Annotated in this window: 21 protein-coding genes; 9 read left to right on the top strand and 12 right to left on the bottom strand. The window is 72.5% G+C overall.

The features are described from left to right. Positions 1-32: 32 nt before the first annotated feature. From AC0ZLC_RS26920 to AC0ZLC_RS26875, 10 genes are all read right to left on the bottom strand, one after another. On the bottom strand, positions 33-1,742 hold the full coding sequence (locus tag AC0ZLC_RS26920; RefSeq protein WP_476754550.1) for a glycoside hydrolase family 43 protein: 1,710 nt from the start codon (positions 1,740-1,742) through the stop codon (positions 33-35). Further along, positions 1,739-2,581: a DUF6807 domain-containing protein gene (locus tag AC0ZLC_RS26915; protein ID WP_476754549.1), complete on the bottom strand. Its 843-nt coding sequence runs from the start codon at positions 2,579-2,581 to the stop codon at positions 1,739-1,741. Before AC0ZLC_RS26915 ends, AC0ZLC_RS26920 begins: the two co-directional genes overlap by 4 nt. Then, entirely contained in the window at positions 2,578-3,753 is a 1,176-nt protein-coding gene (locus tag AC0ZLC_RS26910) for a Gfo/Idh/MocA family protein (protein WP_476754548.1), read from the bottom strand. Before AC0ZLC_RS26910 ends, AC0ZLC_RS26915 begins: the two co-directional genes overlap by 4 nt. Beyond that, on the bottom strand, positions 3,750-5,057 hold the full coding sequence (locus AC0ZLC_RS26905) for a pectate lyase family protein (protein WP_476754547.1): 1,308 nt from the start codon (positions 5,055-5,057) through the stop codon (positions 3,750-3,752). Before AC0ZLC_RS26905 ends, AC0ZLC_RS26910 begins: the two co-directional genes overlap by 4 nt. Then, positions 5,054-5,956, bottom strand: a complete 903-nt coding sequence (locus tag AC0ZLC_RS26900) for a carbohydrate ABC transporter permease (RefSeq protein ID WP_476754546.1) — start codon at positions 5,954-5,956, stop codon at positions 5,054-5,056. Before AC0ZLC_RS26900 ends, AC0ZLC_RS26905 begins: the two co-directional genes overlap by 4 nt. After that, positions 5,953-6,888, bottom strand: a complete 936-nt coding sequence (locus tag AC0ZLC_RS26895; protein WP_476754545.1) for a carbohydrate ABC transporter permease — start codon at positions 6,886-6,888, stop codon at positions 5,953-5,955. The genes AC0ZLC_RS26900 and AC0ZLC_RS26895 overlap by 4 nt, the downstream gene beginning before the upstream one ends. Before the next feature lie 116 nt (positions 6,889-7,004). After that, positions 7,005-8,726, bottom strand: coding sequence for an L-arabinonate dehydratase (gene araD, locus AC0ZLC_RS26890; RefSeq protein ID WP_476754544.1), 1,722 nt, complete (start codon positions 8,724-8,726; stop codon positions 7,005-7,007). Continuing rightward, positions 8,723-9,631: a dihydrodipicolinate synthase family protein gene (locus AC0ZLC_RS26885; RefSeq protein ID WP_476754543.1), complete on the bottom strand. Its 909-nt coding sequence runs from the start codon at positions 9,629-9,631 to the stop codon at positions 8,723-8,725. Before AC0ZLC_RS26885 ends, araD begins: the two co-directional genes overlap by 4 nt. Continuing rightward, on the bottom strand, positions 9,628-10,284 hold the full coding sequence (locus tag AC0ZLC_RS26880) for a GntR family transcriptional regulator (RefSeq protein WP_476754542.1): 657 nt from the start codon (positions 10,282-10,284) through the stop codon (positions 9,628-9,630). Before AC0ZLC_RS26880 ends, AC0ZLC_RS26885 begins: the two co-directional genes overlap by 4 nt. A gap of 164 nt (positions 10,285-10,448) precedes the next feature. After that, on the bottom strand, positions 10,449-11,036 hold the full coding sequence (locus AC0ZLC_RS26875) for a TIGR03086 family metal-binding protein (protein WP_476754541.1): 588 nt from the start codon (positions 11,034-11,036) through the stop codon (positions 10,449-10,451). A gap of 609 nt (positions 11,037-11,645) precedes the next feature. On the opposite strand from AC0ZLC_RS26875, the gene AC0ZLC_RS26870 reads away from it, so the two are divergent. After that, a complete protein-coding gene (locus AC0ZLC_RS26870) occupies positions 11,646-12,884 on the top strand; it encodes an MFS transporter (protein ID WP_476754540.1) in 1,239 nt (412 codons plus the stop codon). On the opposite strand, the gene AC0ZLC_RS26865 is transcribed toward AC0ZLC_RS26870, so the two are convergent. Together AC0ZLC_RS26865 and AC0ZLC_RS26860 are read right to left on the bottom strand one after the other, a co-directional pair. Then, the gene (locus AC0ZLC_RS26865) at positions 12,818-13,987 is read right to left on the bottom strand and encodes a hypothetical protein (protein ID WP_476754646.1); all 1,170 of its coding nucleotides are present in this window, start codon (positions 13,985-13,987) and stop codon (positions 12,818-12,820) included. The genes AC0ZLC_RS26870 and AC0ZLC_RS26865 overlap by 67 nt on opposite strands. Positions 13,988-14,013: 26 nt before the next feature. Further along, on the bottom strand, positions 14,014-14,955 hold the full coding sequence (locus tag AC0ZLC_RS26860; protein WP_476754539.1) for a 5-dehydro-4-deoxyglucarate dehydratase: 942 nt from the start codon (positions 14,953-14,955) through the stop codon (positions 14,014-14,016). Positions 14,956-15,242: 287 nt separating this feature from the next. Between AC0ZLC_RS26860 and AC0ZLC_RS26855 the strand changes: the two genes are divergently transcribed. From AC0ZLC_RS26855 to AC0ZLC_RS26820, 8 genes are all read left to right on the top strand, one after another. After that, positions 15,243-16,067 carry an NAD-dependent epimerase/dehydratase family protein gene (locus tag AC0ZLC_RS26855; RefSeq protein ID WP_476754538.1) on the top strand — a complete coding sequence of 275 codons (825 nt, stop codon included), beginning with the start codon at positions 15,243-15,245 and terminating at the stop codon, positions 16,065-16,067. Between the two features lie 255 nt (positions 16,068-16,322). Then, the gene (locus AC0ZLC_RS26850; RefSeq protein ID WP_476754537.1) at positions 16,323-17,093 is read left to right on the top strand and encodes a DeoR/GlpR family DNA-binding transcription regulator; all 771 of its coding nucleotides are present in this window, start codon (positions 16,323-16,325) and stop codon (positions 17,091-17,093) included. A 97-nt stretch (positions 17,094-17,190) separates the two neighbouring features. Next, positions 17,191-18,558, top strand: coding sequence for an ABC transporter substrate-binding protein (locus AC0ZLC_RS26845; protein WP_476754536.1), 1,368 nt, complete (start codon positions 17,191-17,193; stop codon positions 18,556-18,558). Continuing rightward, the gene (locus AC0ZLC_RS26840) at positions 18,555-19,493 is read left to right on the top strand and encodes a carbohydrate ABC transporter permease (protein ID WP_476754535.1); all 939 of its coding nucleotides are present in this window, start codon (positions 18,555-18,557) and stop codon (positions 19,491-19,493) included. Before AC0ZLC_RS26845 ends, AC0ZLC_RS26840 begins: the two co-directional genes overlap by 4 nt. Continuing rightward, the gene (locus AC0ZLC_RS26835) at positions 19,490-20,341 is read left to right on the top strand and encodes a carbohydrate ABC transporter permease (protein ID WP_476754534.1); all 852 of its coding nucleotides are present in this window, start codon (positions 19,490-19,492) and stop codon (positions 20,339-20,341) included. Before AC0ZLC_RS26840 ends, AC0ZLC_RS26835 begins: the two co-directional genes overlap by 4 nt. Continuing rightward, positions 20,338-21,327 (top strand): zinc-dependent alcohol dehydrogenase family protein, encoded by a 990-nt coding sequence (locus tag AC0ZLC_RS26830; RefSeq protein WP_476754533.1) that lies wholly within the window; start codon positions 20,338-20,340, stop codon positions 21,325-21,327. The genes AC0ZLC_RS26835 and AC0ZLC_RS26830 overlap by 4 nt, the downstream gene beginning before the upstream one ends. 41 nt (positions 21,328-21,368) lie before the next feature. Next, the gene (locus tag AC0ZLC_RS26825; RefSeq protein ID WP_476754532.1) at positions 21,369-21,590 is read left to right on the top strand and encodes a hypothetical protein; all 222 of its coding nucleotides are present in this window, start codon (positions 21,369-21,371) and stop codon (positions 21,588-21,590) included. A 64-nt stretch (positions 21,591-21,654) separates the two neighbouring features. Further along, positions 21,655-22,221 (top strand): TerD family protein (locus AC0ZLC_RS26820; protein WP_476754645.1); only part of this gene is annotated, 567 nt, incomplete at its 3' end.

The raw sequence follows: 22,221 nt of genomic DNA, 5'->3' as shown, positions 1-22,221 counted from the left end.
CCAACAGGCGTACGGCGGAGAGGAGTCGACCCTCAGGGGGTCGCGGTGATGCGGAAGTGCGTGAACGTGGCCGTGCCCGCGTGGCCCGCGCCGGCGGGCGCGAGCGCGAACAGCCCGAGCAGGGCGCCGACCCAGCGCCAGGGGGTGGCGGCGAAGACCTGGCCCGAGGGCTGGGGGCCGTCTCCGACGTCGTAGGAGAAGCGGCAGCGCGCTCCCGGGCCGATCTCGATCAGCAGCCGCGCCCGTCCCCCGGGGGCGAGCCGCGGATGCGCGGCGTCCCGCTCCCGCTCGGCGACCGACTCGGCGAACCGGTGCACGAGGTGGACCGACCCGTCGGCGCCCCGCTGGAGCCCGATCCAGCTGAACGCGTCCCCGAGGACGGCGAACCCGGCCCGCGCGCCTGTCTCCTCGCCCGCCAGGGCGAGTTCGACCTCGGCCGTGGCGGCGATCCCGGGCAGCCGCTGCGTGAGCACGTTCGGCAGCTTGCGCAGGTCGTGCGCGTCCGCCGTCCGTACGCAGGTCAGCCGCAGCCCGTCCGCGGAGTGCTGGGTGGCCCAGCCCTGCCGCGGGTTGGCGGTCCACTGCCACTGGCGCCCGAACCGCCCGCCGGGGAAGTCGTCGTCGGTGGCCGGCGCGGACGGCGGCTGCCGCGGCAGGTCCGGCTTGCGGTGCACGGCGACGGGAGCGCCGCCGTCACCGAGCACCGGCCACCCGGCCCCGGACCCCGAGCCCGGAGTCCCGCCGGACCTCACGCCGGACCCCGTGCCCGAACCCCCGCCGGTCCCCACGCCGGACCCCAGGCCGGGGCTCCCGCCGGACCCCGTGCCCGGGCCCCCGCCGGTCTCCACGCCGGGGCTCACGCCGGTCTCCGCGCCGTCGGGGCCGGCAGCGGTCTCCCAGCGCATCGGCTGGAGGTGGACGACCCGCCCGTAGGGGCCGCGCGCCTGGAAGTGCACGAACCAGTCCTCGCCGGACGCGGTGCGCACCCAGCCCCCCTGATGCGGACCGTTGACCTCCGTGTCCCCCTGCTCCAGCACGATCCGCTCCTCGTAGGGGCCGAAGAAGCCGCGGGAGCGGAAGACGCCCTGCCAGCCGGTCTCGACTCCCCCGGCGGGCGCGAAGATCCAGAACCAGCCGTCGTGCCGGTACAGCTTGGGCCCTTCGAGGGTGAACCAGCCGGGGATCCGGTCGGCGTCGACGATCACCTTGCCCTCGTCGAGCAGTCCGGTGCCGTCGGGCCGCATCCGGTGGCCGGTGAGCCGGTTCTTGACGCCGGAGCGCGACTTGGCCCAGGCGTGGACGAGGTAGGCCTCGCCGGTCTCCTCGTCCCACAGCGGGCAGGCGTCGATGAGCCCCTTGCCCTCCTTGACCAGGTGCGGGCGGGTCCAGGGCCCGCGGACGCCCGGGGCGTTGACCTGGAAGACGCCGTGGTCGGGGTCGCCCCAGAAGATCCAGAACCGCTCGTCGTAATGGCGCAGGGAGGGCGCCCACACCCCGCGGTCGTGCCGGGGCACGGCGAACTCCGCCTCGGGTTCCAGGCGTTCGAGGGCGTGGCCGACGAGCGTCCAGTTGACCAGGTCGCGGGAGTGCAGCAGGGGCAGGCCCGGGACGCGGCCGAAGCTGGACGCGGTCAGGTAGAAGTCGTCGCCGACGCGGATCACGTCGGGGTCGGACCAGTCGGCGTCGAGGACGGGGTTGCGGTAGGTCCCGTCACCGAGGTCCGCACTGAAGGCGCTGTTCACGTGCCCACCGCCTTGCGCACCAGGGCCGCGGCCCCGTCCCGGTCCAGCCGGCCGTCGGCGACCACGGTGACGATCCGCCGGACGGCCGTCCCGCCGGCCCCGAGGGGCAGCCGGTCGTCGTGGGCCAGGGAGGAACCGACACCCGGGTACTCGACGGCACGCACGAACCACGGGTCACGGCGGGTCTCCCGGGTGGCCCCGGCGAAGACGAGGGTCCAGGAACCGCCGACGAGGGCGAGCCAGTCGGCGCGGGAGCCGTGGACCGCCTCCTCGCCCTCGGCGCCGGCGGTGAACACGTGCGGCGCCCGTGCCTCCTTGCGGGCCCGCCAGAAGAAGCCGCCGTAGGCCGCGCCGGGGCGCCCGTTGGTGGCGGGGCTGCCGATGGACAGCGTCCGCCCGGTCGTGTTGGTGAGGGAGAACGTGAAGTCCAGCGCCCAGGCGGTGTCGCTCAGCCCGGTGGCGGCGACCGTACGGCGTTCGTGCAGCAGCTCGGCGCCCGCGGCGACCCAGCGCAGTTCCTCGACGAAGCCGTCGGGGTCGCGCAGCTGGAAGCCGCCGTGCCGCTGGGCGCCGTGGTTGTCCAGTTCGGTGGGGCCCCGGTCGCGCACATAGGTGCGTCCGCCCCAGAAGTTGTACCCCTCGACGTCGGGAACGGCGACACCGACGCCGAGGTGGTGTGCGTGGTCGGCGGGGCCGAGCTCGGTGACGGCGGTGCCCGCCAGCGTGGTGACCGGGTGCAGGTAGGGGCGCGGCGAGAGCCGGGCCGGCAGCTCGGGCCGGGTGATGTACCGGCCGACGGGGCGGCCCGCGACGCGCAGCACCGGCGAGTCGTTGTTCATCGGCTGCTCACCTCGTTCGACAGCGCCCAGGGGGCGCCCAGTTCGGAGTAGAGGGCGAGGGAGTCGGCGGCGGCCGCCACCAGGGCGTCGATGCCGCGGACCACCCGGCGGTTCTCCCCGGGGACCGTCTCCCAGGCGTCCCTCGGCAGGGCCACCGGGTCCGGGGCCCGCCGGACCGCCTCGACGACCTTCATGAACGCGCCGGTCGACTCCGGCGTGACCAGCAGCCCGGTGCCGTCCGTCAGATGCGCGACGAGGTTCTCCAGCAGGTCCGTCCTGCCGTACTGGATCTCCTCCGGGCCGCGTCCGGACCGCTGTACGAGCACCCGGTCCTGCTTGTACCAGAAGGTGATCCGGCCGCTGGCGCCATGCACCACGACGTACGGCTCGCCGGGGCGCTCGGCGCACAGCGTGACGGCGACGGCGATCCGGCCGCCGTCCCGCGTCGTCACGCGGACGCACGAGGTGTCGTCGGACTCGATGTCGTTGGCCCGCAGCAGCTCGGTCTCGATTCCGGCGACGTCCTCGGCGCGCGTGCTGCCGTCGAGCGCGAGCGCGGTGGCGACCGCGTGCGCGAGGGGGTTGGTCAGCACGCCGTCGACGACGTCGGTGCCGTTCATGCGGCGCCTGCCCGCCCAGGGCGCCCGCCGGTAGTAGGCCTCGTCCCGCGCCCACGCCCCGGCCGCCCCGATTCCGGCCACCGGGCCGATGGCGCCCTCGGCGATCAGCTCCCGGACGGCGGGGACGGCGAGGGAGCCGAGGGACTGGAAGCCGATCTGACAGGCGACGCCCGCCGCGGCGATCCCGTCGGCCATCCGGCGGAACTCGGCGTACGACGGCGCGGGCGGCTTCTCCAGGAGCAGGTGCACGCCCCGTTCCGCAGCCGTCAGCGCCAGGTCGGCGTGGGTGGGAATGGGGGTGCAGATCACGGCGACCGCGGCACCGGTGGAGTCGAGAAGGGCACCGAAGTCGGCGGACTGTTCGGGGAGTCGCACCTCGCCGGTGAAGCCGTCCAGTTCCTCCTCGGTGAGCGGTGCCAGCTCGCAGACGCCCGCCAGCCGCACGAGGCCGAGGTCCTGGAGCCGGCGGATGTTCCGCAGGTGCCAGCGGCCGTGACCGCGGGCTCCGGCGAGGACGACGGGCAGCGGCGGGGCGTGTTCACGTGTGGTCATCGGATCCTCCCCGCGCCCGCGCCGCGTTCCACGTCGCGGTCGGCCCGCCGGGCGCTGTCGACCGGTCCGTGCAGCGCGGGGGTCCAGCCGACGTCGGCCGTGAGGTCCCGCTCGCTGCCGGAGTTGTAGGCGTTGTGGATGGCCAGCAGGTCGACGGGATAGCCGTTGAAGAGCGTTCCGGTCTGGTGCAGGGCCGTCCCGTTCCAGCTCTTGACCAGGTCGGCGACCTCGACGTGGGACGGGGTGGTGAAGGCGTTGTTCTCCGCGTAGAGGGCGGACTCGGTGGAGACGCCGAGGGAGTAGCGGTAGTCGCCGGAGCCCTCGGGCACCACGTACCGGTTGTTGTAGAGGTGCACCTGTCCGAAGCGGACGCGCGGGGCGCGCTGGACGACTCCCTCGAACTCGTTGTGGTGCAGGGTGACGCGGAGCCTGCCGCGGTCGCCCATCGCCTGGTCGCCGCTGCCGATCAGCATCGCCTTGTCGTGGTCGGCGAACCGGCTCCAGGAGACGGTCACGAGGTCGGAGCCGTTGGTGATGTCCAGCAGGCCGTCGTGGCGCAGGTAGTTGCGGGCGAAGCGGGTGGGCTCCTCGGCGTCCGGGTGACCCCGGTCGCTCGCCGTGACGTGGTCGATCCACACGTGGGTGGCGTGGTTCAGCCAGACGGTGTCGTACGCCGTCTTCCAGTCGCCGAGGCCCCCGGTGTTGGGCTGCCAGACGGGGAAGCAGTCGTAGGCGTCGCGGAGTTCGAGATTGCGGACGATGACGTCGTCCGCGTTCTCGACCCGCAGGCTCGCGCCCTTGAGCACGGCGCCGGAGCCGAGTCCGACGATCGTGGTGCGGGAGCCGACGGGCAGTTCGACGCGGGCGGCCTGGGCGGCGGCCGACGCCTTGCGGGCCTCCTCCTGCGGGCCGGCCGGCTTCGCCTGCCCCCAGGTGCGGGGGTCGTAGGCGGCCAGGTACTTCCCGAGCGAGTACCCGTCGGTGGCGTAGTCGTCGCAGTCGAGGTGGTCGCCGTCGTCGTCCGTGCCGGCGTCGATCGTCCCCGCGACGCGGATGATCTTCGGGGTGGCGCTGCCGCCGTCGAGGGCGCGGACCAGTTCGGCCCGGGTGCGCACGGTGAACACGTGCGCGTCGTCGGCGGCGGCCCCGCCGGAGGTGCCGCCCTCGGCGGCGGCCCACCCGTCGTCCGCCGCCAGGACGTCCCGGCCGATGTCGCGGCCGGTGTCCCGGCCCTGGGCGTCGGCGGGCGTACCGAGCAGCGCCAGCAGGGCTCCGATCGCGGTCAGGTGCGGTACGCGCCTCATCCCTTCACCGCCCCCGCGCTGAAGCCGGTGATCAGCCACTTCTGGATGAACGCGAACACGATGACCACGGGTACGGCGGCGATGATGCCGCCCGCGGCGAGCGCCCCCAGGTCGACGCTGTCCGAGCTCATCAGGGTGTTGAGGCCGACGGGGAGGGTCTGCTTGTCCTGGTTGCTGAGGAACATCAGGGCGAACAGGAAGTGGTTCCAGGCGTGCACGAACGCGAAGGAACCGACGGCGATCAGGCCCGGCCGCAGCAGCGGCAGGACGACGATCCGGAAGGCGCTGAGACGGTTGCAGCCGTCGACCCAGGCGGCCTCTTCGAGCGAGTAGGGCACGTTCCGGATGAACCCGCTGATGAGGATCATCGACAGCGGCAGCTGGAACACCGTCTCGGCGAGGACGACGCTGGCGATCGAGTTGATCATCTGCAGCTTGGCGAAGATCTGGAAGAGCGGCACCAGCAGCAGGGCGCCGGGCACGAACTGCGAGCAGAGCAGCGCCAGCATGAAGGCGCGCTTGACCTTGAAGTCGAAGCGGGCGAGCGCGTAGCCGCCGGCCAGCGCGACGACCGTGGTCATCACGAGGGTGGTGACGGCGATGAGGACGCTGTTCTGGAAGTAGGTCCCGAAGCTGCGCTCGGTCCACACCTTGTCGAAGTGCTCGAAGGTCATCGGCCACGGCACCAGCGAGGTGGAGCCGGCGGGGCGCAACGCGAAGAGCAGGATCCAGTAGAAGGGGATCAGGGTGAAGAGCAGGTAGAGCCCGAGGGGGAGGTAGATGTGCCAGCGGGGGACCTCGTCCCAGGCGCGGCGGGTGCCGCGCGGGCGCGGGCCGGGCTCCTCGGCGACCGGCGCGGGCACGGCCGGTGCGAGGGTCTCGACGTCCTTGGTGATCACTTGTCTCCGCCTCCGAACTTGCTCAGCCGCAGATAGACGACCGAGCAGAACAGCAGAATCACGAACGCGACCGTGGTCAGGGCCGACGCGTAGCCGAAGTTGTGGGCGTCGACGCTGGTGTTGGCGATGTAGAGCGGGAGGGTGGTCGTCTCGCCCGCGGGCCCGCCGCCGGTCAGGGTGTAGAGGAGGTCGACGTTGTTGAACTCCCACACCGCGCGCAGCAGTGTGGACAGGACGATGGCGTCCTTGATGTGGGGCAGCGTGATGTGCAGGAACTGCTGGAAGCGGCTCGCGCCGTCGACCTCGGCGGCCTCGTACAGGTCCTTGGAGACGGACTGGAGGTCGGCGAGGATGAGGATGGCGAAGAAGGGGACGCCGCGCCACAGGTCGGCGACCACGGCGGCCGGGAAGACGGTGGCCGTGTCGGACAGCCAGCTGGTGCCGTACTCGCCGATGCCCGCGTCGGCGAGGTAGCGGGTGATGCCCGTCTGGGAGTTGTAGAGCAGCACCCAGATCGCGGAGGTCAGCACTCCGGAGACGGCCCACGGCGAGAACACCAGCGCCCGGCCGATCGCCCGCCCCACGAAGGTCTGGTTGACGATCAGGGCGAGGGCGAGTCCGAACAGCAGCTGGAGTCCGACCTCGACGACGACCCACTTGGCGCTGAAGGTGAGCGTGTCCCAGAACTGCGGGTCGTCGGTGAAGGCGTGCAGGAAGTTGTCGAAGCCGGCGTAGCCGTTGCGCCACGGTTTGGTGGGGTTGTAGTGCTGCAGGCTGTAGTAGAAGACGCTGATGACCGGGTAGGCGATGAAGCCCAGCATCAGCAGACCCGCCGGGGCGATCAGCAGATACGGCAGTTTGCGCGGCGTCGACGAGCCACGGCGCCGCCGGGGTGGCGCGGACTGTTTCGCCACGGCTGCGGCTTGGGCCATGACTGTTCTCCGATCTCGGGGTGTGCGGGTGGCGCGGAACGCACTGCTCGTAGGAAGCGCTTTCTCGTACGGTGTGCGAGAGCCCGGCCGCCCGGTGCTGGGCGGTCGTGTCGCGGTCAGCCCGCGTACGGGTCCGGTACCTTGCCCGGCCTGGCCAGGAAGGCGAAGTCGCAGCCGGTGTCGGCCTGCGTGATCTGTTCGCTGTAGAGGGCGCCGTAGCCCCGCTCGTACCGCTCGGGCGGCGGCGTCCACGCGGCCCGCCGTCGCTCCAGTTCGGCGTCGTCCACGTCGAGTCGGAGCGAGCGGGCCTCGACGTCGAGGGTGATGCTGTCGCCGGTGCGCACCAGGGCGAGCGGTCCGCCGACGTACGACTCGGGCGCCACGTGCAGGACGCAGGTGCCGTAACTCGTGCCGCTCATGCGGGCGTCGGAGATCCGCACCATGTCCCGTACTCCCTGCTTCAGCAGGTGGTCGGGGATCGGCAGCATGCCGTACTCCGGCATGCCGGGGCCGCCCTTGGGGCCCGCGTTGCGCAGCACCAGCACGCTGTCGGCGGTGATGCCGAGGGCGGGGTCGTTGATGGTCCGCTGCATGGTCCGGTAGTCGTCGAAGACGACGGCGGGGCCGGTGTGCTTGAGCAGGTGGGGCTCGGCGGCGATGTGCTTGATGACGGCGCCGTCGGGGCAGAGGTTGCCGCGCAGGACGGCGACTCCGCCCTCGGCCGCGACCGGATGGTGCCGGGGGCGGATGACGTCGTCGTCGTGCACGGAGGCGGTCGCGAGCTGTTCGCGCATGCTGTCGTGCGCCACCGTCGGCCGGTCCAGGTGCAGCAGGTCGGTGATCCGGGACAGGAAGCCGGGCAGTCCCCCGGCGAAGTGGAAGTCCTCCATCAGGTACGGGCCGCCGCCGGGCCGGACGTTGGCGAGCACCGGCACGGTCCGGGCGATCCGGTCGAAGTCGTCGAGGGTGAGCGTGACGCCGGCGCGTCCGGCCATGGCGATCAGATGGATCACGGCGTTGGTCGAGCCGCCGAGGCCGAGGACGGTCGTCACGGCGTCCGTGAAGGCGTCCGCGGTGAGGATGTCGGACAACGTGCGGCCCCGGTGGACGAGTTCGACGATCCTGAGCCCGGAGGCGGCGGCCATGCGGTCGTGTCCGGAGTCGACGGCGGGGATGCTGGACGCGCCTGGCACGGTGACGCCGAGCGCCTCGGCGGCGGCCGTGAGCGTGGACGCCGTGCCCATGGTCATGCAGTGACCGGGCGAGCGGGCGAGTCCGCTCTCCAGTTCGGCCAGCTCGCAGTCCCCGATGAGGCCGGCGCGCTTGTCGTCCCAGTACTTCCACATGTCGGTGCCGGAGCCGAGCACCTCGTTGCGCCAGTGGCCGGGCAGCATGGGCCCGGCGGGCACGAAGACGGCAGGCAGGTCGACGGAGGCCGCCCCCATCAGGAGTGCGGGGGTGGACTTGTCGCAGCCGCCCATCAGCACCGCGCCGTCCACCGGGTAGGACCGGAGCAGTTCCTCGGTCTCCATCGCGAGCAGGTTGCGGTAGAGCATCGGGGTGGGCTTCTGGAAGGTCTCGCTCAGGGTGGAGACCGGGAATTCGAGCGGGAAGCCCCCGGCCTGCCACACGCCCCGCTTCACCGCCTGCGCACGGTCGCGCAGGTGCACATGGCAGGGGTTGATGTCGGACCAGGTGTTCAGGATCGCGATGACCGGCTTGCCGAGGTGCTCCTCGGGGAGGTAGCCGAGCTGGCGGGTGCGGGCGCGGTGGCTGAAGGAACGGAGCCCGTCGGTGCCGTACCACTGGTGGCTTCTGAGGTCCTCCGGGCGCTTCATATGGACCACCCCGCGGCTATGGCGGCGACTTCCGACCGCTCGGTCTCGGGGAGCGGCTTGCTGGGGGCCCGGACGTCGCGGCGGCACAGGCCGAGCGAGGCGAGGGCCTCCTTGACGACGGTCACGTTGTTCGCGGAGCCGTTGGCGGCCCGCAGCTCCTCGAAGCGGCGGATCTGCTCCCAGACCTTCATCGCGGCCGGGTAGTCCCCCGACCGGAGCGCTTCGATCATGTTCAGCGAGACGGCGGGGGCGACGTTCACGAGCCCCGAGGTGAATCCCGTGGCGCCCGCGGAGAAGTACGAGGGCGCGTACGGCTCGGCGAGCCCGGCCACCCACACGAACCGTTCGAGGCCGGCGTCGCGGGCGAAGGCCGCGAAGCGTGCCGCGTCCGGGACGGCGTACTTCACACCGACGACGTTCGGGCAGGCGTCGGCGAGTTCGGCGAGCCGGGCGCCCGGGAGCAGCGGGTTGCGCAGGTACGGTACGACGCCCAGTTCGGGCACGGCCTCGGCGATGGCCCGGTGGTAGTCGACCCACCCCCCGTCGGACACGTACGGATGCACCGGCTGGTGGACCATCACCATCTGCGCACCCAGCTCACGGGCGTGGCGCGCGGAGGCGACGGCGGTCGGCACGTCGTGGCCGACGCCCACCAGGACGACGGCACGGTCCCCCGCCTCCTCGACGGTCAGTTCCGTGACGAGCTGCCCCTCCCCGGGGGTGAGGGCGTAGAACTCGCCGGTGTTGCCGTTCGGGGTGAGGGTGCGGACGCCGCCGTCGAGCAGCCGTCGCAGCAGCACCCGGTGGGTGTCGCGGTCGATCGTGCCGTCCTCGGCGTACGGGGTCACGGGGATCGCCACGACCTCGGCGAGCGCCGCCCGCTGGGTCTCGTACGTCGCTGTCATGCCTGACCGTCCTCTCCCTGGACCTCCGGGAAGGCCCGTTGCACGAACGACGCGATGTGCGCGTGGAGGGCGCCCGCCGCGCCGTCGGCGTCACCGTCCAGGGCGAGCCGCAGGATCTCCCGGTGCTCGGTCGCCTCGCGCTCCCAGGACGGGTCGGCGGCCCAGGCGACGGCGGAGACCAGAGCTGCCTGGTCCCGGACCTCGTCCAGCATCCGGCCGAGCAGCGGGTTGCCGCAGGACACGTACAGGGCGCGGTGGAACTCCCGGTTGGCGAGGGAGCGTTCGGCGGTGTCGGCGGCCTCGTCTGAACGGCCGAGGGCGTCGCGGGCCGCGTCCAGGGAGGCCCCGCGCCGCACCGCCCGCCGCAGCGCCTCCGGCTCCAGCAGCAGCCGCACGTCGTACACCTCGCGCGCCATGTCCGCGTCCACCATGCGCACCGTGACGCCCTTGTACTGGTTCATCACGACGAGCCCGGTCCCGGCGAGGGTCTTGAGCGCCTCGCGCACGGGGGTCTTCGACACCCCGAACTGTGCGGCGAGCTCGGTCTCGACCAGGGCCTGGCCCGGGGTCAACTGCCCGGTCAGGATGCGGTGTTTGATGCCCTCCAGCACGTACTGCGTGCGGGACGGGATCGGTGTGGGCACAGAGGTCATGCGCGCCTCTCGGATCTCACATGCGGATCGCGTACATCTGATCTCGTGTATCGCGTCTCATATATGACGTACGAAGTACGACGCGTTGAAGCTAGAAGGGCGCCCGTGTTTCGTCAACGCTTCGGACAAAAGAAGTTCCGAGAGAAACGGCTGGGGACGGATTCCTACGGCTTCCAGCCGGGGTCGCGGCCGCTCAGGCCGATCGCTCGGGCGAGGAGAGGCGCGTCGGCCGGTACGGGCACGACCGGGCCGAAGATGCCGTCGCCGCCGGCCGGGTCCGCCGCCGAGGCCTCGAGGAATCCGTGCGCCACCCGCAGCGCGGCCTCGTCGGGCTCGTAGTCCTGGCCGGTGGCACGCGCCAGGTCCCAGCCGTGCACGACGAGTTCGTCGGCCGCGACCGCCGCTGCGACCGTGGCGGGCAGGTCGATCCCGCCCGCGCGGGTGTCGCCGGTCCAGGCGGCCGGGTCGCGCCAGGCCCCGGCGAGGTCGTCGAGCGCCTTCGGCAGCGCCTCGCGCCAGTCGGGCCCGATGTCGGGCAGCGCGGATGCCGGGCCGGTGTCCGTGGTGGGGCCCAGGTCCTTGCGCGCGGCGTCCCGGAAGGCGGTGGCCAGCCCGGTCAGGTGCCCGAGCAGGTGGCGCACCGCGTACGCGGGACAGGGAGTCGCGTCGTCGAGCTGCTCCTCACCCACCCCGGCGGCCAGGCGGGCCACGATCCGGGCCTGCGGTCCGAGGTCGAGCATCGTGTCGGTCATCAGAATCTCCTCGTCAGGCGTCTCCACTCCTGATGCAGACCGGCGGCGGCCGGGAAAGTCATCGCCGCCGGGGTGCTCCGTGGGGTGCGCCACGCGGCGTCGACCCGGGCGTGCGGCACCTCATGAAGGGCCGACCCGACGTGGCCCGCCTCGTCCTCGGGCCGCGCAGGCCCAGCAGCCCCGTCGGCGGCAAGGGCGGCGCCGGACCCGTCGAAGAGGTCGGCGCGGGTGACCGGCGTCCGCCACCCCGCCGGCGCGGACCTCGTCCGCTCCCCGGGCGCCGCCGGGTCGTCGACCGTACCCGTGAGGACGTCACCGGGGGGCGCCGCCGGGGGCGTCGACCGTACCCGCGAGGACGTCACCGGGGGCCGTACCCGGCACGACGCCATCCTCGACGCGGCGGCCAACCGCCCGCTGCCGCAGCGACGCCCCGTCCCCGCGCGGGTCCCCCGCCCTCGCCGCCGGCGAGGGCGGGGGACCGTGCCGCCGACGCCCTGCGCCATGTGGCGGACGGCCGATCCCCCGGGGCGCGCCGGCCGTCACCGGAGCGGCCCGGTAGGGCAGGTGCCCGATCCCGGTGAGGGGGCCTTACGCGCACGATGGCGGTCCATGACGACATGGAAGGTGACGCGTGTCCTGCGGGACCGCGACGCGGGGCCGTACCTGGCCGCGGTGGTGGTGTCGGGGTTCGGCTCGTCGGCGATGTGGCTGGTGTCGGGCATCTGGGTCAAGGACCTGACCGGCTCCGACGGCCTGGCGGCGCTCTGCCTCTTCGCCCTCTGGGCCCCCACCCTCGCCGGCCCCCTCCTGGGCACCCTCGCGGACCGCGCCCGCCGCAGGCCGTTGCTGGTGTGGACGAACCTGGGCCTGGCCGCCCTGATCCTGCCCCTGTGCGCCGTCGACTCCGCGGACACCGTCTGGCTGCTGCTCGCGGTGCTCCTCGTCCACGGCGCCACGGGCGTCGTCCAGGACGCGGCGGAGGCGGCCCTGGTCGCGACGGCGGTCGACCGGAATCTGCTGGGCGACTTCAACGGCCTGCGCATGGCGGCCAACGAGGGCGTGAAACTGGTCGCCCCGCTCGCCGGAGCGGGCCTGTACGCGGCGTACGGCGGTACGCGGGTCGCCCTCCTGGACGCGCTCACCTTCGTGCTCGCCGGGGGCCTGTGCGCACTCCTGCGCGTCCGTGAGGCGAAGCCGCTGCCGCCCCCGGCGGACCTGCGCACGCGGACGGCGGAGGGGGTCCGCGCGCTCCGCGGTCATGCGACGCTGCGCCCGCTCGTCGTCGCGGGCGGTACGACCATGCTCCTCACGGGCGTCTGCGGCGCGCTGCTCCACGCGGTGGTGGCCGGCCTCGGCCACGCACCCGCGTACGCGGGCGTGCTCTACACGGTTCAGGGCGCCGGGTCGGTGCTCTCCGGTCTGGCCTCGGGCCCCCTCCTGCGCCGCCTCGGCGCCCCGCGCTACGCGGCCTGCGGCATCGTCCTGACCGCCGTCGCCGTGGCGGCGCGGGCGGTTCCCTCCGATGCCGTGGCCCTCTTGAGCAGCGCGCTGGCGGGACTCGGTCTGCCCTGCGTCCTGATCGCCGCGCTGACCGCGGTCCAGCGCGAGACACCGGACGCCCTGCTCGGGCGGGTCTCGGCGACGGCGGGCACGCTGCTGTTCGCGCCGAACGCGGTGGGTCTGGCGCTGGGCGCGGGCCTGGTCGAACTGGTCCCCCACCAAATCGTGCTGGCGGTGCTAGGCGTGGCTCTCCTGGTGACGCCCGTGCCCCTGTTGCGGGTTCAGTCGCGGCGGGCGAGCACCTCCTCCACCAGCGACAGGTCCTCGTCGGACGCCAGTCCCGCGTGATACAGGCGTACTTCGGTGGCGCCGAGGGCCGCGGCCCGCGCCAGGTCCGCGCCCAGCGTCGCGGGGCTGCCGCCCATCCCGCGCACCACGGTGAAGTTGGCGGCGAGCACGCTCCCGGCGACGCGCTGCTCGGCGAAGGGGGTCAGCAGCCCGGGCCCCCCGGAGCAGGGCACGACGACGCCGTCGGCGACCGACAGGATGTGCCCGGGATCCACTCCCGCGTTCGCGCCGCAGTGGTACGCCACCGGATCCGCGTGGAGCAGGATGCGGAACCCCGCGGGGGCGGCGGCGCGGACGGCGGCGACGGTCTCCGACTGGAGCGAGCGTGCGACGGAGTCCCGCCACGCACGTGTGGCCGCGGCGAGTTCGCCGCCGAGGAGCTTCTCCACCGCCTCCCAGCCCCCGCCGGGCGTCTCCCCCCGCCAGACCGGCTCCAGGGCGCGCCGCACCGCGGCCCCCGTGTCGTCCGGGTCCAGTCCCAGCTCCGCGTATCCGGCACGGCACGCGGGGCAGAAGCACAGCGACATCAGGTACTGCCCGGCCTCGCCGAGGTGCACCCCCGCCGTCTTGTCGTGGGCGTGGAGGTGGGCGAGCCCGTACCAGCCGAGCGACTCCAGCTCGGTTCCGGCGGCCCCGGGCCGCACCGCCGCCTCGACGGCGAGGTCGGCCAGGTACGCGCGCGTGTCGGTCTGCGCGATGCAGGGGGCCCAGGGATAGCGGTCCCCGTAGGCGTTGACCACGGAGGTGTCCGGGAACTCCTCGCCCAGCCGGGAGTTGTGGGCGAGCACGACCCAGGTGTGCACGTCGAGCCCGGCGTCCGCGAGGGCGGCGGCGGCCTCCCCGTAGGCGTCCCCGGGCGCCCAGTCCCCGGCCGGGTACGGCCGCAGCCGGCGCCCGTTCCACCGCTCGGCGTCCGGCGGGTACAGCACGGCGGCGTGCGCGGCGGTGACGATCCGGTGCCGGGGGTGCCGGGGGGTGAGCGCGCGGGTGGAGTGGTAGGCGGAGGCGAGTGTCACCGCGCGCACGCCGAGCCGGGCGACGCGGGCCGGGGCGCCGGGGTCGCCGTTGACGTCCCAGGGATAGGCGAAGGCGGACGCCGGCAGCTGCCGCGTCCGGCCGTCCGGCCCGTTCACCGGCCCTCCTCGATCAGGGCGTGGCCCCGGTCGATCAGCTGGGCGAGCTGCTTGACGTGCTCCTCGGGCGGCTCGTGCAGCGGCGGCCGGACCTCTCCCACGTCGAGCCCCCGCAGGCGTACCCCCGCCTTGACGAGGGAGACGGCGTACCCGCGGCCGAGGGCGCGCAGGTCGACGAAGGGCCGGTAGAACCCGTCGAGCAGGCGGTTGGCGGTGGTGTCGTCGCCGGAGTTCAGCGCCGTGTGGAAGGCGAGCGCGATCTCCGGGGCGAAACAGAACACGGCGGAGGAGTACAGGGTGATGCCGATGCCGCGGTAGGCGAGTCCGGTGAGTTCGGCGGTGGGCAGCCCGTTGAAGTACAGGAAGTCCCCCGGCACCTCGCAGCGCACCGCGCTCACGGTGCGCTGCATCAGGTCCAGGTCGCCGAGCCCGTCCTTGAAGCCGATGATCCCTTCTGTGCGGGCCAGTTCGACGACGGTCCCGGGCGTGAACACGGCGTTGTCGCGCTGGTAGACGACGACGTCGAGAGCGGTCGCGGCGGCGAGTTCCCGGTAGTGCCGCAGCAGGCCCTCCTGTCCGGCGACGACGAGGTACGGCGGCATGGCGAGCAGTCCGTCCGCGCCGGCCGCCTCGGCGAGCCGGGCGAAGCGGACGGCGAGCGCGGTCCCGTACCCGGCGCCGGCGACGACCGGCACCCGTCCCTGCGCCGCCTCGACGGCCGCCCGCACGCACGCCTCGAACTCCTCGGGGGTGAGCGCGTGGAACTCTCCCGTGCCGCAGCAGGCGAAGACCGCCGCGGCCCCGGCCTCGACGCCGTGGCGGACATGCTCGCGGTAGACGTCGAGGTCGACGGAGCCGTCGGGGCGGTACGCGGTGACGGGGAAGAACAACGGGCCGCTGGGGGCACGCAGTCGGGCGGCGAGCGGGGCTGGCGTCACGGGTTCTCCCTGAACAGGCACGGCGCCCGGCGCGCCGCGCCGTCCCCGGCGCTCACGCACACACCGCACAGTGCACGTCTCTGATTCACGTCTATATTTCTGAACGCGACCACGCTAAGCCGCGACCTCGGGGCCGGTCAAGCACGCAAACCCGCAACACCGCGGCGGATCGGCCGTCGCCGCGCGACACTTGACGCGGAGCGCCGCCGCTCCCTAGCGTGTCCATGAATGTGAATTCCGTACACGCATACGTATGATTGCGGCTGCCGACCCAAGGAGATCCGAGGATGCCCGCTCCGCGAACCGTTCTGCTCACCGGCGCCGCCGGCGGACTCGGCACCCTTATGCGGGAACTGCTGCCGCGGTACGGATACGAGCTGCGGCTCCTCGATGTGCTCCCCGTGGACGGCGAACCGGGCGCGATCACGGCGGACCTCTCGGACCGGGTGGCCCTGCGCGAGGCGGTACGGGGCGTCGACGCGATCATCCACCTGGCGGGCATCTCCCTGGAAGCCTCCTTCGACAAGATCGTCAAGGCGAACATCGAGGGCACCTACAACCTGTACGAGGCCGCCCTCGAAGAAGGGGTGCGCCGCATCGTCTTCGCCTCCTCCAACCACGCGGTGGGCTTCACCCCGCGACCGCGGGGGGACGCGCCGTTCGCCCCCGGTGAGCTGATCCCCGTCGACACCCCGCGCCGCCCCGACACCTTCTACGGCCTCTCCAAGTCCTTCGGCGAGGACCTCGCCCAGTTCTACTGGGACAAGCACGGCCTGGAGACGGTCTCCGTGCGCATCGGCTCCTGCTTCGCCGAGCCCACCAGCGTCCGCATGCTCTCCGTGTGGATGAGCCCCGCGGACGGCGCCCGCCTCTTCCACGCGGCCCTGACCGCGGAGGACGTCGGGCACACCGTCGTCTACGGCTCGTCCGCCAACACCCGCCTGTGGTGGGACCTCACGAGCGCGCGAGCGCTGGGCTACGAGCCGCAGGACGACTCCGAGCCGTACGCCGGCAAGCTCGTCGCCGAGCAGGGCGAGCTCGACCCGGACAACCCGGACCACGCGCACCTGGGCGGCCATTTCGTCACCGACCCGCCGATCTGGCCGCACTGACCGGGTGACAGGAGCGCATCAGTGGGGCGGGCGGGCACCGAACGGGCCCGCCCGCCCCACTGTCCGGGCACGGCGCCTGCCCGAATCCATCCCTCGCCGGGCTCCGCCGCAGGTCCGGCACGGTCAACCCGCCTGCGAAACGGGCACAGCCGGGCGCCATCGGGCAGGCAACAGGCCTGGTCACTGGCCAGAACCCTGTGTAGAACTTCCCACGTGGGCCTCTCCGGGCCCGAACGGGCAGTCCAGCAGGGAGCAATGACCGCCATGACCGCGGAAGAACGTCAGCGCGAGATCGTCCGGGCCGCACGCCGCACCGGCGCGGTGGACGTCACCACGCTCGCCGCCGATCTGGGCGTCGCCAAGGAGACCGTCCGGCGTGATCTGCGCACCCTGGAGGACCACGGGCTGGTGCGGCGCACCCACGGCGGCGCCTATCCCGTGGAGAGCGCCGGCTTCGAGACGACGCTCGCCTTCCGCACCACCAGCCACGTCCCCGAGAAGCGCCGTATCGCCGCCGCGGCCGCCGAACTGGTCGGGGACGCCGAGACGGTCTTCGTCGACGAGGGGTTCACCCCGCAGCTGATCGCCGAGGCGCTGCCCCGGGACCGGCCGCTGACCGTGGTCACCGCCTCGCTGGCCACGGCGGGCGCACTCGCCGAGGCCGACAACACGACCGTCCTGCTGCTCGGCGGCCGGGTCCGCCCCGGCACGCTCGCCACCGTGGACCACTGGACGACGAAGATGCTCGCCGGCTTCGTCATCGACCTGGCGTTCATCGGCGCCAACGGCATCTCCCGCGAACGGGGCCTCACCACGCCCGACCCGGCGGTCAGCGAGGTCAAGGCACAGGCGATCCGGGCCTCCCGGCGCACCGTCTTCGCGGGCGTGCACACCAAGTTCGGAGCGGTCAGCTTCTGCCGGTTCGCCGACGTCAGCGCGCTGGAGGCGATCGTCACCAGCACCCTGCTCCCCTCCTCGGAAGCACACCGCTACTCGTTGCAGGGCCCGCAGGTCATCCGCGTCTGACCAACCCCCCGGCCCCGCTCATCGCACCCGACGCGCCGTGCAGGGCCCCGCCATGCCCACTGCCATCCCCTGACTCCCCTACGTCCAGGAGCGATCCATGCGAACCCAGAGCCGACGGAGGCCGCGCGCGCTCGCCGCGGCCGCCGCAGGGACGCTGCTCGCCCCGCTGCTCTCCGGCTGCTGGGCCGGGGCGGGCGGAGCCGGTTCCGGCGGCAACTCCCTCAACGTCCTGATGGTCAACAACCCGCAGATGGTCCAACTGCAGAAGCTCACCGCCGCCCACTTCACCAAGGAGACCGGCATCAGGGTGAACTTCACCGTCCTCCCGGAGAACGACGTCCGCGACAAGATCAGCCAGGACTTCGCCAACCAGGCCGGCCAGTACGACGTCGCCACCCTGAGCAACTACGAGATACCGATCTACGCCAGGAACGGCTGGCTGCACGAGATGGACTCGTACGTCCGCGAGGACCCCGCGTACGACGAGAAGGACGTGCTGAGGCCCATGCGGCAGTCCCTGACCGCCGACGACGGCAAGCTCTACGGGCAGCCCTTCTACGGCGAGTCGTCGTTCCTGATGTACCGCAAGGACGTGTTCGCGGAGAAGGGCCTGAAGATGCCCGCGCACCCGACCTGGCGGCAGGTCGCGGACCTCGCCGCGAAGGTGGACGGCGCCGAGTCCGGCATGCGGGGCATCTGCCTGCGGGGACTGCCCGGCTGGGGCGAGATCATGGCACCGCTGACGACCGTCGTGAACACCTTCGGCGGGACCTGGTTCGACCAGGACTGGCAGGCCCGGCTGGACTCCCCCGCGTTCCTGAAGGCGACGAAGTTCTACGTGGACCTCGTCCGTGAGCACGGCGAGTCCGGCGCCGCCCAGTCCGGCTTCGCCGAGTGCCTCAACAACCTCACCCAGGGCAAGACAGCCATGTGGTACGACGCCACCTCCGCCGCCGGTTCCCTGGAGTCGGCCAAGTCCCCGGTCAGGGGCAGGATCGGTTACGCGCCGGCGCCGGTCGAGAAGACCGAGAGCTCCGGCTGGCTCTACACCTGGGCCTGGGGCATGCAGAAGGCCTCCCACAATTCGGACAAGGCCTGGAAGTTCGTCTCCTGGGCGTCGGGCAAGGAGTACGAGCAGCTCGTCGGGGAGCAGGTCGGCTGGTCCGACGTCCCGGCCGGCAAGCGCGCCTCGACGTACACGAACGCCGCATACCGCAAGGAGGCGGCCGCCTTCCAGGACATGACCCGGGCGGCCATCGAGGGCGCCCGGCCCCGCGACCCGGGGGTGCAGCCCCGCCCCGCTCCCGGCATCCAGTTCGTCGGCATCCCCGAGTTCACCGATCTCGGCACCAAGGTCTCGCAGGAGATCAGCGCGGCCGTCGCCGGACGCCAGTCCGTCGAGTCGGCCCTGAAGAAGTCCCAGCGGCTGGCCGAGCAGATCTCCGAGGAGTACGAGGGACGATGACCGCCACGACGACAGCCCCGATCGCCACCGCGCCCGCACGCACCACCCGCGAGCCCTCCGGCCGGCTGCGCGCCTGGGCCACCCGGGCTCCCCTGCTCCCCGCCCTGATCTTCATGATCGCCGTGACCCAGCTGCCCTTCGTGGCCACGCTGGTGATCTCCTTCTTCGACTGGAACTCCCTCTATCCGAAAGCCCGTCACTTCACCGGCTTCGCCAACTACGCGGACGTCCTCACCGACCCGGACCTGCGCAAGTCGGTCCTCACCACGATCCTGCTGACGGCCACCGTGGTCGTCGTCAGCCTGGTGACGGGCCTCGGCCTCGCCCTGCTGATGGACCGGAGGTTCCGCGGCCGGGGCCTGGTCCGCACGCTCCTCATCGCCCCGTTCCTGGTGGTCCCGGTCGCCGCGGCGCTCCTCTGGAAGCATGTGCTCTACAACCCGGAGTACGGCCTCTTCAACGGGCTGCTGCACTATGTGGGCGGCCCCCAGCCCGACTGGATGTCCCACACCCCGCTGCTGGCGGTCGAGGCCTCACTGATCTGGCAGTGGACGCCGTTCATGATGCTGATCCTGCTGGCCGGGCTGCAGAGCCGCTCCCACGAACAGGTCGAGGCGGCCCGCGTCGACGGCGCGAGCGACTGGCAGGTCTTCCGCCACCTGACACTCCCCCACCTGCGCCGCTATCTGGAACTCGGCGCCCTGCTGGGCTCGATCTACATCGTGCAGAACTTCGACGCCGTCTTCACCATCACCTCGGGCGGCCTCGGCACCGCGAACCTGCCCTACACCGTCTACCAGAGCTTCTACCAGGCCCACGAGAACGGCCTCGCCTCAGCCGCGGGCGTCCTCGTCGTCATCGGCTCGATCATCATCGCGACCTTCGCCCTGCGCGTGGTGTCGTCCCTGTTCAGCGAGGAGGCGTCCCGCGCATGAGCGCCACCGGCGCACCCGTACGCAGCCGCCGCACCCGCGGCGCGGGCCTCGGCCTGCTCGCCTGGCTGGCCGGCCTGGTCTTCTTCCTGCCCGTCGCCTGGATGGCCCTGACGTCCTTCCACTCCGAATCGGACGCGGCGACGAACCCGCCGTCGTTCGCCGCCTCCCTCACCCTTGACGGCTACCGCGAGTTCTTCGGCTCCGGCGGCGGCGCGAGCCCCTGGCCGTCCCTGATCAACTCCACGGTGGCGTCCGTCGTCTCCACGCTGTGCGTGCTGCTGCTGGCGCTGCCCGCCGCGTACGCGCTGTCCATCCGGCCGGTGAGGAAGTGGACGGACGTCCTGTTCTTCTTCCTCTCCACGAAGATGCTCCCGGTCGTCGCGGGCCTCCTGCCGGTCTACCTGTTCGCGAAGAACACGGGCCTGCTGGACAACATCTGGCTCCTCGTCATCCTCTACACCTCCATGAACCTGCCGATCGCGGTGTGGATGATGCAGTCCTTCCTCGCCGAGGTCCCGGTCGCGGTCATCGAGGCCGCGCGGATCGACGGCGCCCGGCTGCCGACGGTCCTCACCCGCATCGTGGCCCCGATCTCCGCCCCCGGGATCGCGGCGACCGCGCTGATCTGCTTCATCTTCAGCTGGAACGAGCTGCTCTTCGCCCGGGTGCTCACCGGAGTGGTGGCCGAGACAGCGCCCGTCTTCCTGACCGGCTTCATCACCAGCCAGGGCCTGTTCCTCGCGAAGGTGTGCGCCGCCTCGCTCGTCATCTCCCTGCCGGTGCTCGCCGCGGGGTTCGCCGCCCAGGACAAGCTGGTCCAGGGCCTGTCGTTGGGAGCCGTGAAATGAAGGCCGCCGTCATCGAGTCCGTGGGCAAGGCCGTCGTCGCCGAGGTCCCGGACCCGACGCCAGGGCCCCGCGAGGTCGTCGTCGAGGTCGCGGCATGCGGTCTGTGCGGCACCGATCTGCACATCCTCCAGGGCGAGTTCGCCCCCCGGCTGCCGATCGTGCCCGGACACGAGTTCGCGGGCGAGGTGGTCGGGATCGGCACCGGGGTCACCGAGCTCGCGATCGGCGACCGGGTGGCGGTGGACCCGTCCCTCTACTGCCACGAGTGCCGCCAGTGCCGCAACGGCCACAACAACCTCTGCGAACGCTGGGCCGCCATCGGCGTCACCACGGCGGGCGGCGCCGCCCGGTACGCACTCGCCCCGGTGGCCAACTGCGTGAAGCTCCCCGAGCACGTCCGCACCCAGGACGCGGCCCTCGTCGAACCCCTGTCGTGCGCGGTCCGCGGCTACGACGTCCTCAACTCCCGCCTCGGCGCCCACGTCCTGATCTACGGCTCGGGCACGATGGGCCTGATGATGCTGGAGCTGGCCAAGCGCACGGGCGCGGCGAGCGTGGACGTGGTGGACCTCAACCAGCAGAGGCTGTCCACCGCCCAGCTGCTCGGCGTCTCCGCGTCGGCCACCAGCGCCGACGAGCTGGACCGCCCCCAGGGCTGGGACGTGGTCGTCGACGCCACAGGCAACGGCGCCGCGATCCAGGACGGCCTGGACCGGGTGGCCAAGGCCGGGACCTTCCTCCAGTTCGGCGTCGCCGACTACGCGACCCGCGTCACCATCGACCCGTACCGCATCTACAACCAGGAGATCACCATCACCGGCTCCATGGCCGTCCTGCACAGCTTCGAGCGGGCGGCCGAGCTCTTCGCGAACGGTGTCCTCGACCCGGACGTCTTCATCAGCGACCGGCTGCCGCTGACGAGCTACCCGCAGGCCCTGGAGCAGTTCGCCGCGGGCGTGGGCCGCAAGATCGTCGTGACCCCGTAATCCGCTGTCCCCGGTCATGGCCGGGGACCTAGCATCCTGCCATGCCACCACCCCAGGATTTCCGCTACGAGGAGCACGCCGACGGCACGGTCGTGATCACGCATCGCGGCCGGCCCGCGGGCACGCTGCGCGGCGCCCGGGCCGGGCGGTTCCTGGCCGAGATCGCGGCCGGGGACCCGCAGCTCGTCATGGCCCGCTGGACCGGGAACTACCGGCACGGCAACGAACGCACGGCCCGCGACCACCCCCGCAACCGAAGATGACCCGATTGGCCGTCGGGTAAGGGAACGGTAAAGCGGTGTCGGTCGTTCACCCGGCATGACAGTCATGACCCCCGGCTCGAACATCCCTCTCCCCGTCACCCGCGTGACGGTGGACGTCGCCGCTCCCGTGCGGCTCGACGTTTCGGGCCTGCTGCTCACCGCCGACGGCAAGGTGCGCTCCGACGACGACTTCATCTTCTACAACCAGCCCGCGGGCCCCGGTGTCACCTACCGCTCCGGCGGGGGTTCGGCACCGGACGCGATCACCGTCGACACGGCCGCGGTCCCCCCGGGCATCGAGAAGATCGTCGTCACCGCGAGCCCCGACGCCGCGGGCCAGACGTTCCAGGGCGTCGAGCCCACGGCCACCATCCGCAGCGCGGACGACAACTCCGTCCTGGCGTCCTTCACCCCGCCCCGGCTGGGCACGGAGACGGCCCTGGTGATCGTCGAGATCTACCTGCGCAACGGCGCCTGGAAGGCCCGCGCGGTCGGCCAGGGCTATGCGAACGGCCTCGCCGGCATCGCCACGGACTTCGGCGTGACGGTCGAGGAGCCGGCGCCCGCCGCCGCCCCGGCCCCGCCGCCGGCGCAGCCCGCCGCCGCCCCGGCGCAGCCCGCGGCCGCCCCG

It is taken from the genome of Streptomyces sp. GLSS-08 (assembly GCF_056387915.1).
Note: the sequence above shows the minus strand (reverse complement) of the source record. Positions and strands in the feature narration are given on the sequence as shown.

Coding starts and splice junctions, on each gene's coding strand:
- AC0ZLC_RS26915 (WP_476754549.1), bottom strand. CDS start 2,581: ATGAACAACGACTCGCCGGTGCTGCGCGTCGCGGGCCGCCCCGTCGGC.
- AC0ZLC_RS26910 (WP_476754548.1), bottom strand. CDS start 3,753: ATGACCACACGTGAACACGCCCCGCCGCTGCCCGTCGTCCTCGCCGGA.
- AC0ZLC_RS26905 (WP_476754547.1), bottom strand. CDS start 5,057: ATGAGGCGCGTACCGCACCTGACCGCGATCGGAGCCCTGCTGGCGCTG.
- AC0ZLC_RS26895 (WP_476754545.1), bottom strand. CDS start 6,888: ATGGCCCAAGCCGCAGCCGTGGCGAAACAGTCCGCGCCACCCCGGCGG.
- araD (WP_476754544.1), bottom strand. CDS start 8,726: ATGAAGCGCCCGGAGGACCTCAGAAGCCACCAGTGGTACGGCACCGAC.
- AC0ZLC_RS26885 (WP_476754543.1), bottom strand. CDS start 9,631: ATGACAGCGACGTACGAGACCCAGCGGGCGGCGCTCGCCGAGGTCGTG.
- AC0ZLC_RS26880 (WP_476754542.1), bottom strand. CDS start 10,284: ATGACCTCTGTGCCCACACCGATCCCGTCCCGCACGCAGTACGTGCTG.
- AC0ZLC_RS26875 (WP_476754541.1), bottom strand. CDS start 11,036: ATGACCGACACGATGCTCGACCTCGGACCGCAGGCCCGGATCGTGGCC.
- AC0ZLC_RS26870 (WP_476754540.1), top strand. CDS start 11,646: ATGACGACATGGAAGGTGACGCGTGTCCTGCGGGACCGCGACGCGGGG.
- AC0ZLC_RS26855 (WP_476754538.1), top strand. CDS start 15,243: ATGCCCGCTCCGCGAACCGTTCTGCTCACCGGCGCCGCCGGCGGACTC.
- AC0ZLC_RS26850 (WP_476754537.1), top strand. CDS start 16,323: ATGACCGCCATGACCGCGGAAGAACGTCAGCGCGAGATCGTCCGGGCC.
- AC0ZLC_RS26845 (WP_476754536.1), top strand. CDS start 17,191: ATGCGAACCCAGAGCCGACGGAGGCCGCGCGCGCTCGCCGCGGCCGCC.
- AC0ZLC_RS26840 (WP_476754535.1), top strand. CDS start 18,555: ATGACCGCCACGACGACAGCCCCGATCGCCACCGCGCCCGCACGCACC.
- AC0ZLC_RS26835 (WP_476754534.1), top strand. CDS start 19,490: ATGAGCGCCACCGGCGCACCCGTACGCAGCCGCCGCACCCGCGGCGCG.
- AC0ZLC_RS26830 (WP_476754533.1), top strand. CDS start 20,338: ATGAAGGCCGCCGTCATCGAGTCCGTGGGCAAGGCCGTCGTCGCCGAG.
- AC0ZLC_RS26825 (WP_476754532.1), top strand. CDS start 21,369: ATGCCACCACCCCAGGATTTCCGCTACGAGGAGCACGCCGACGGCACG.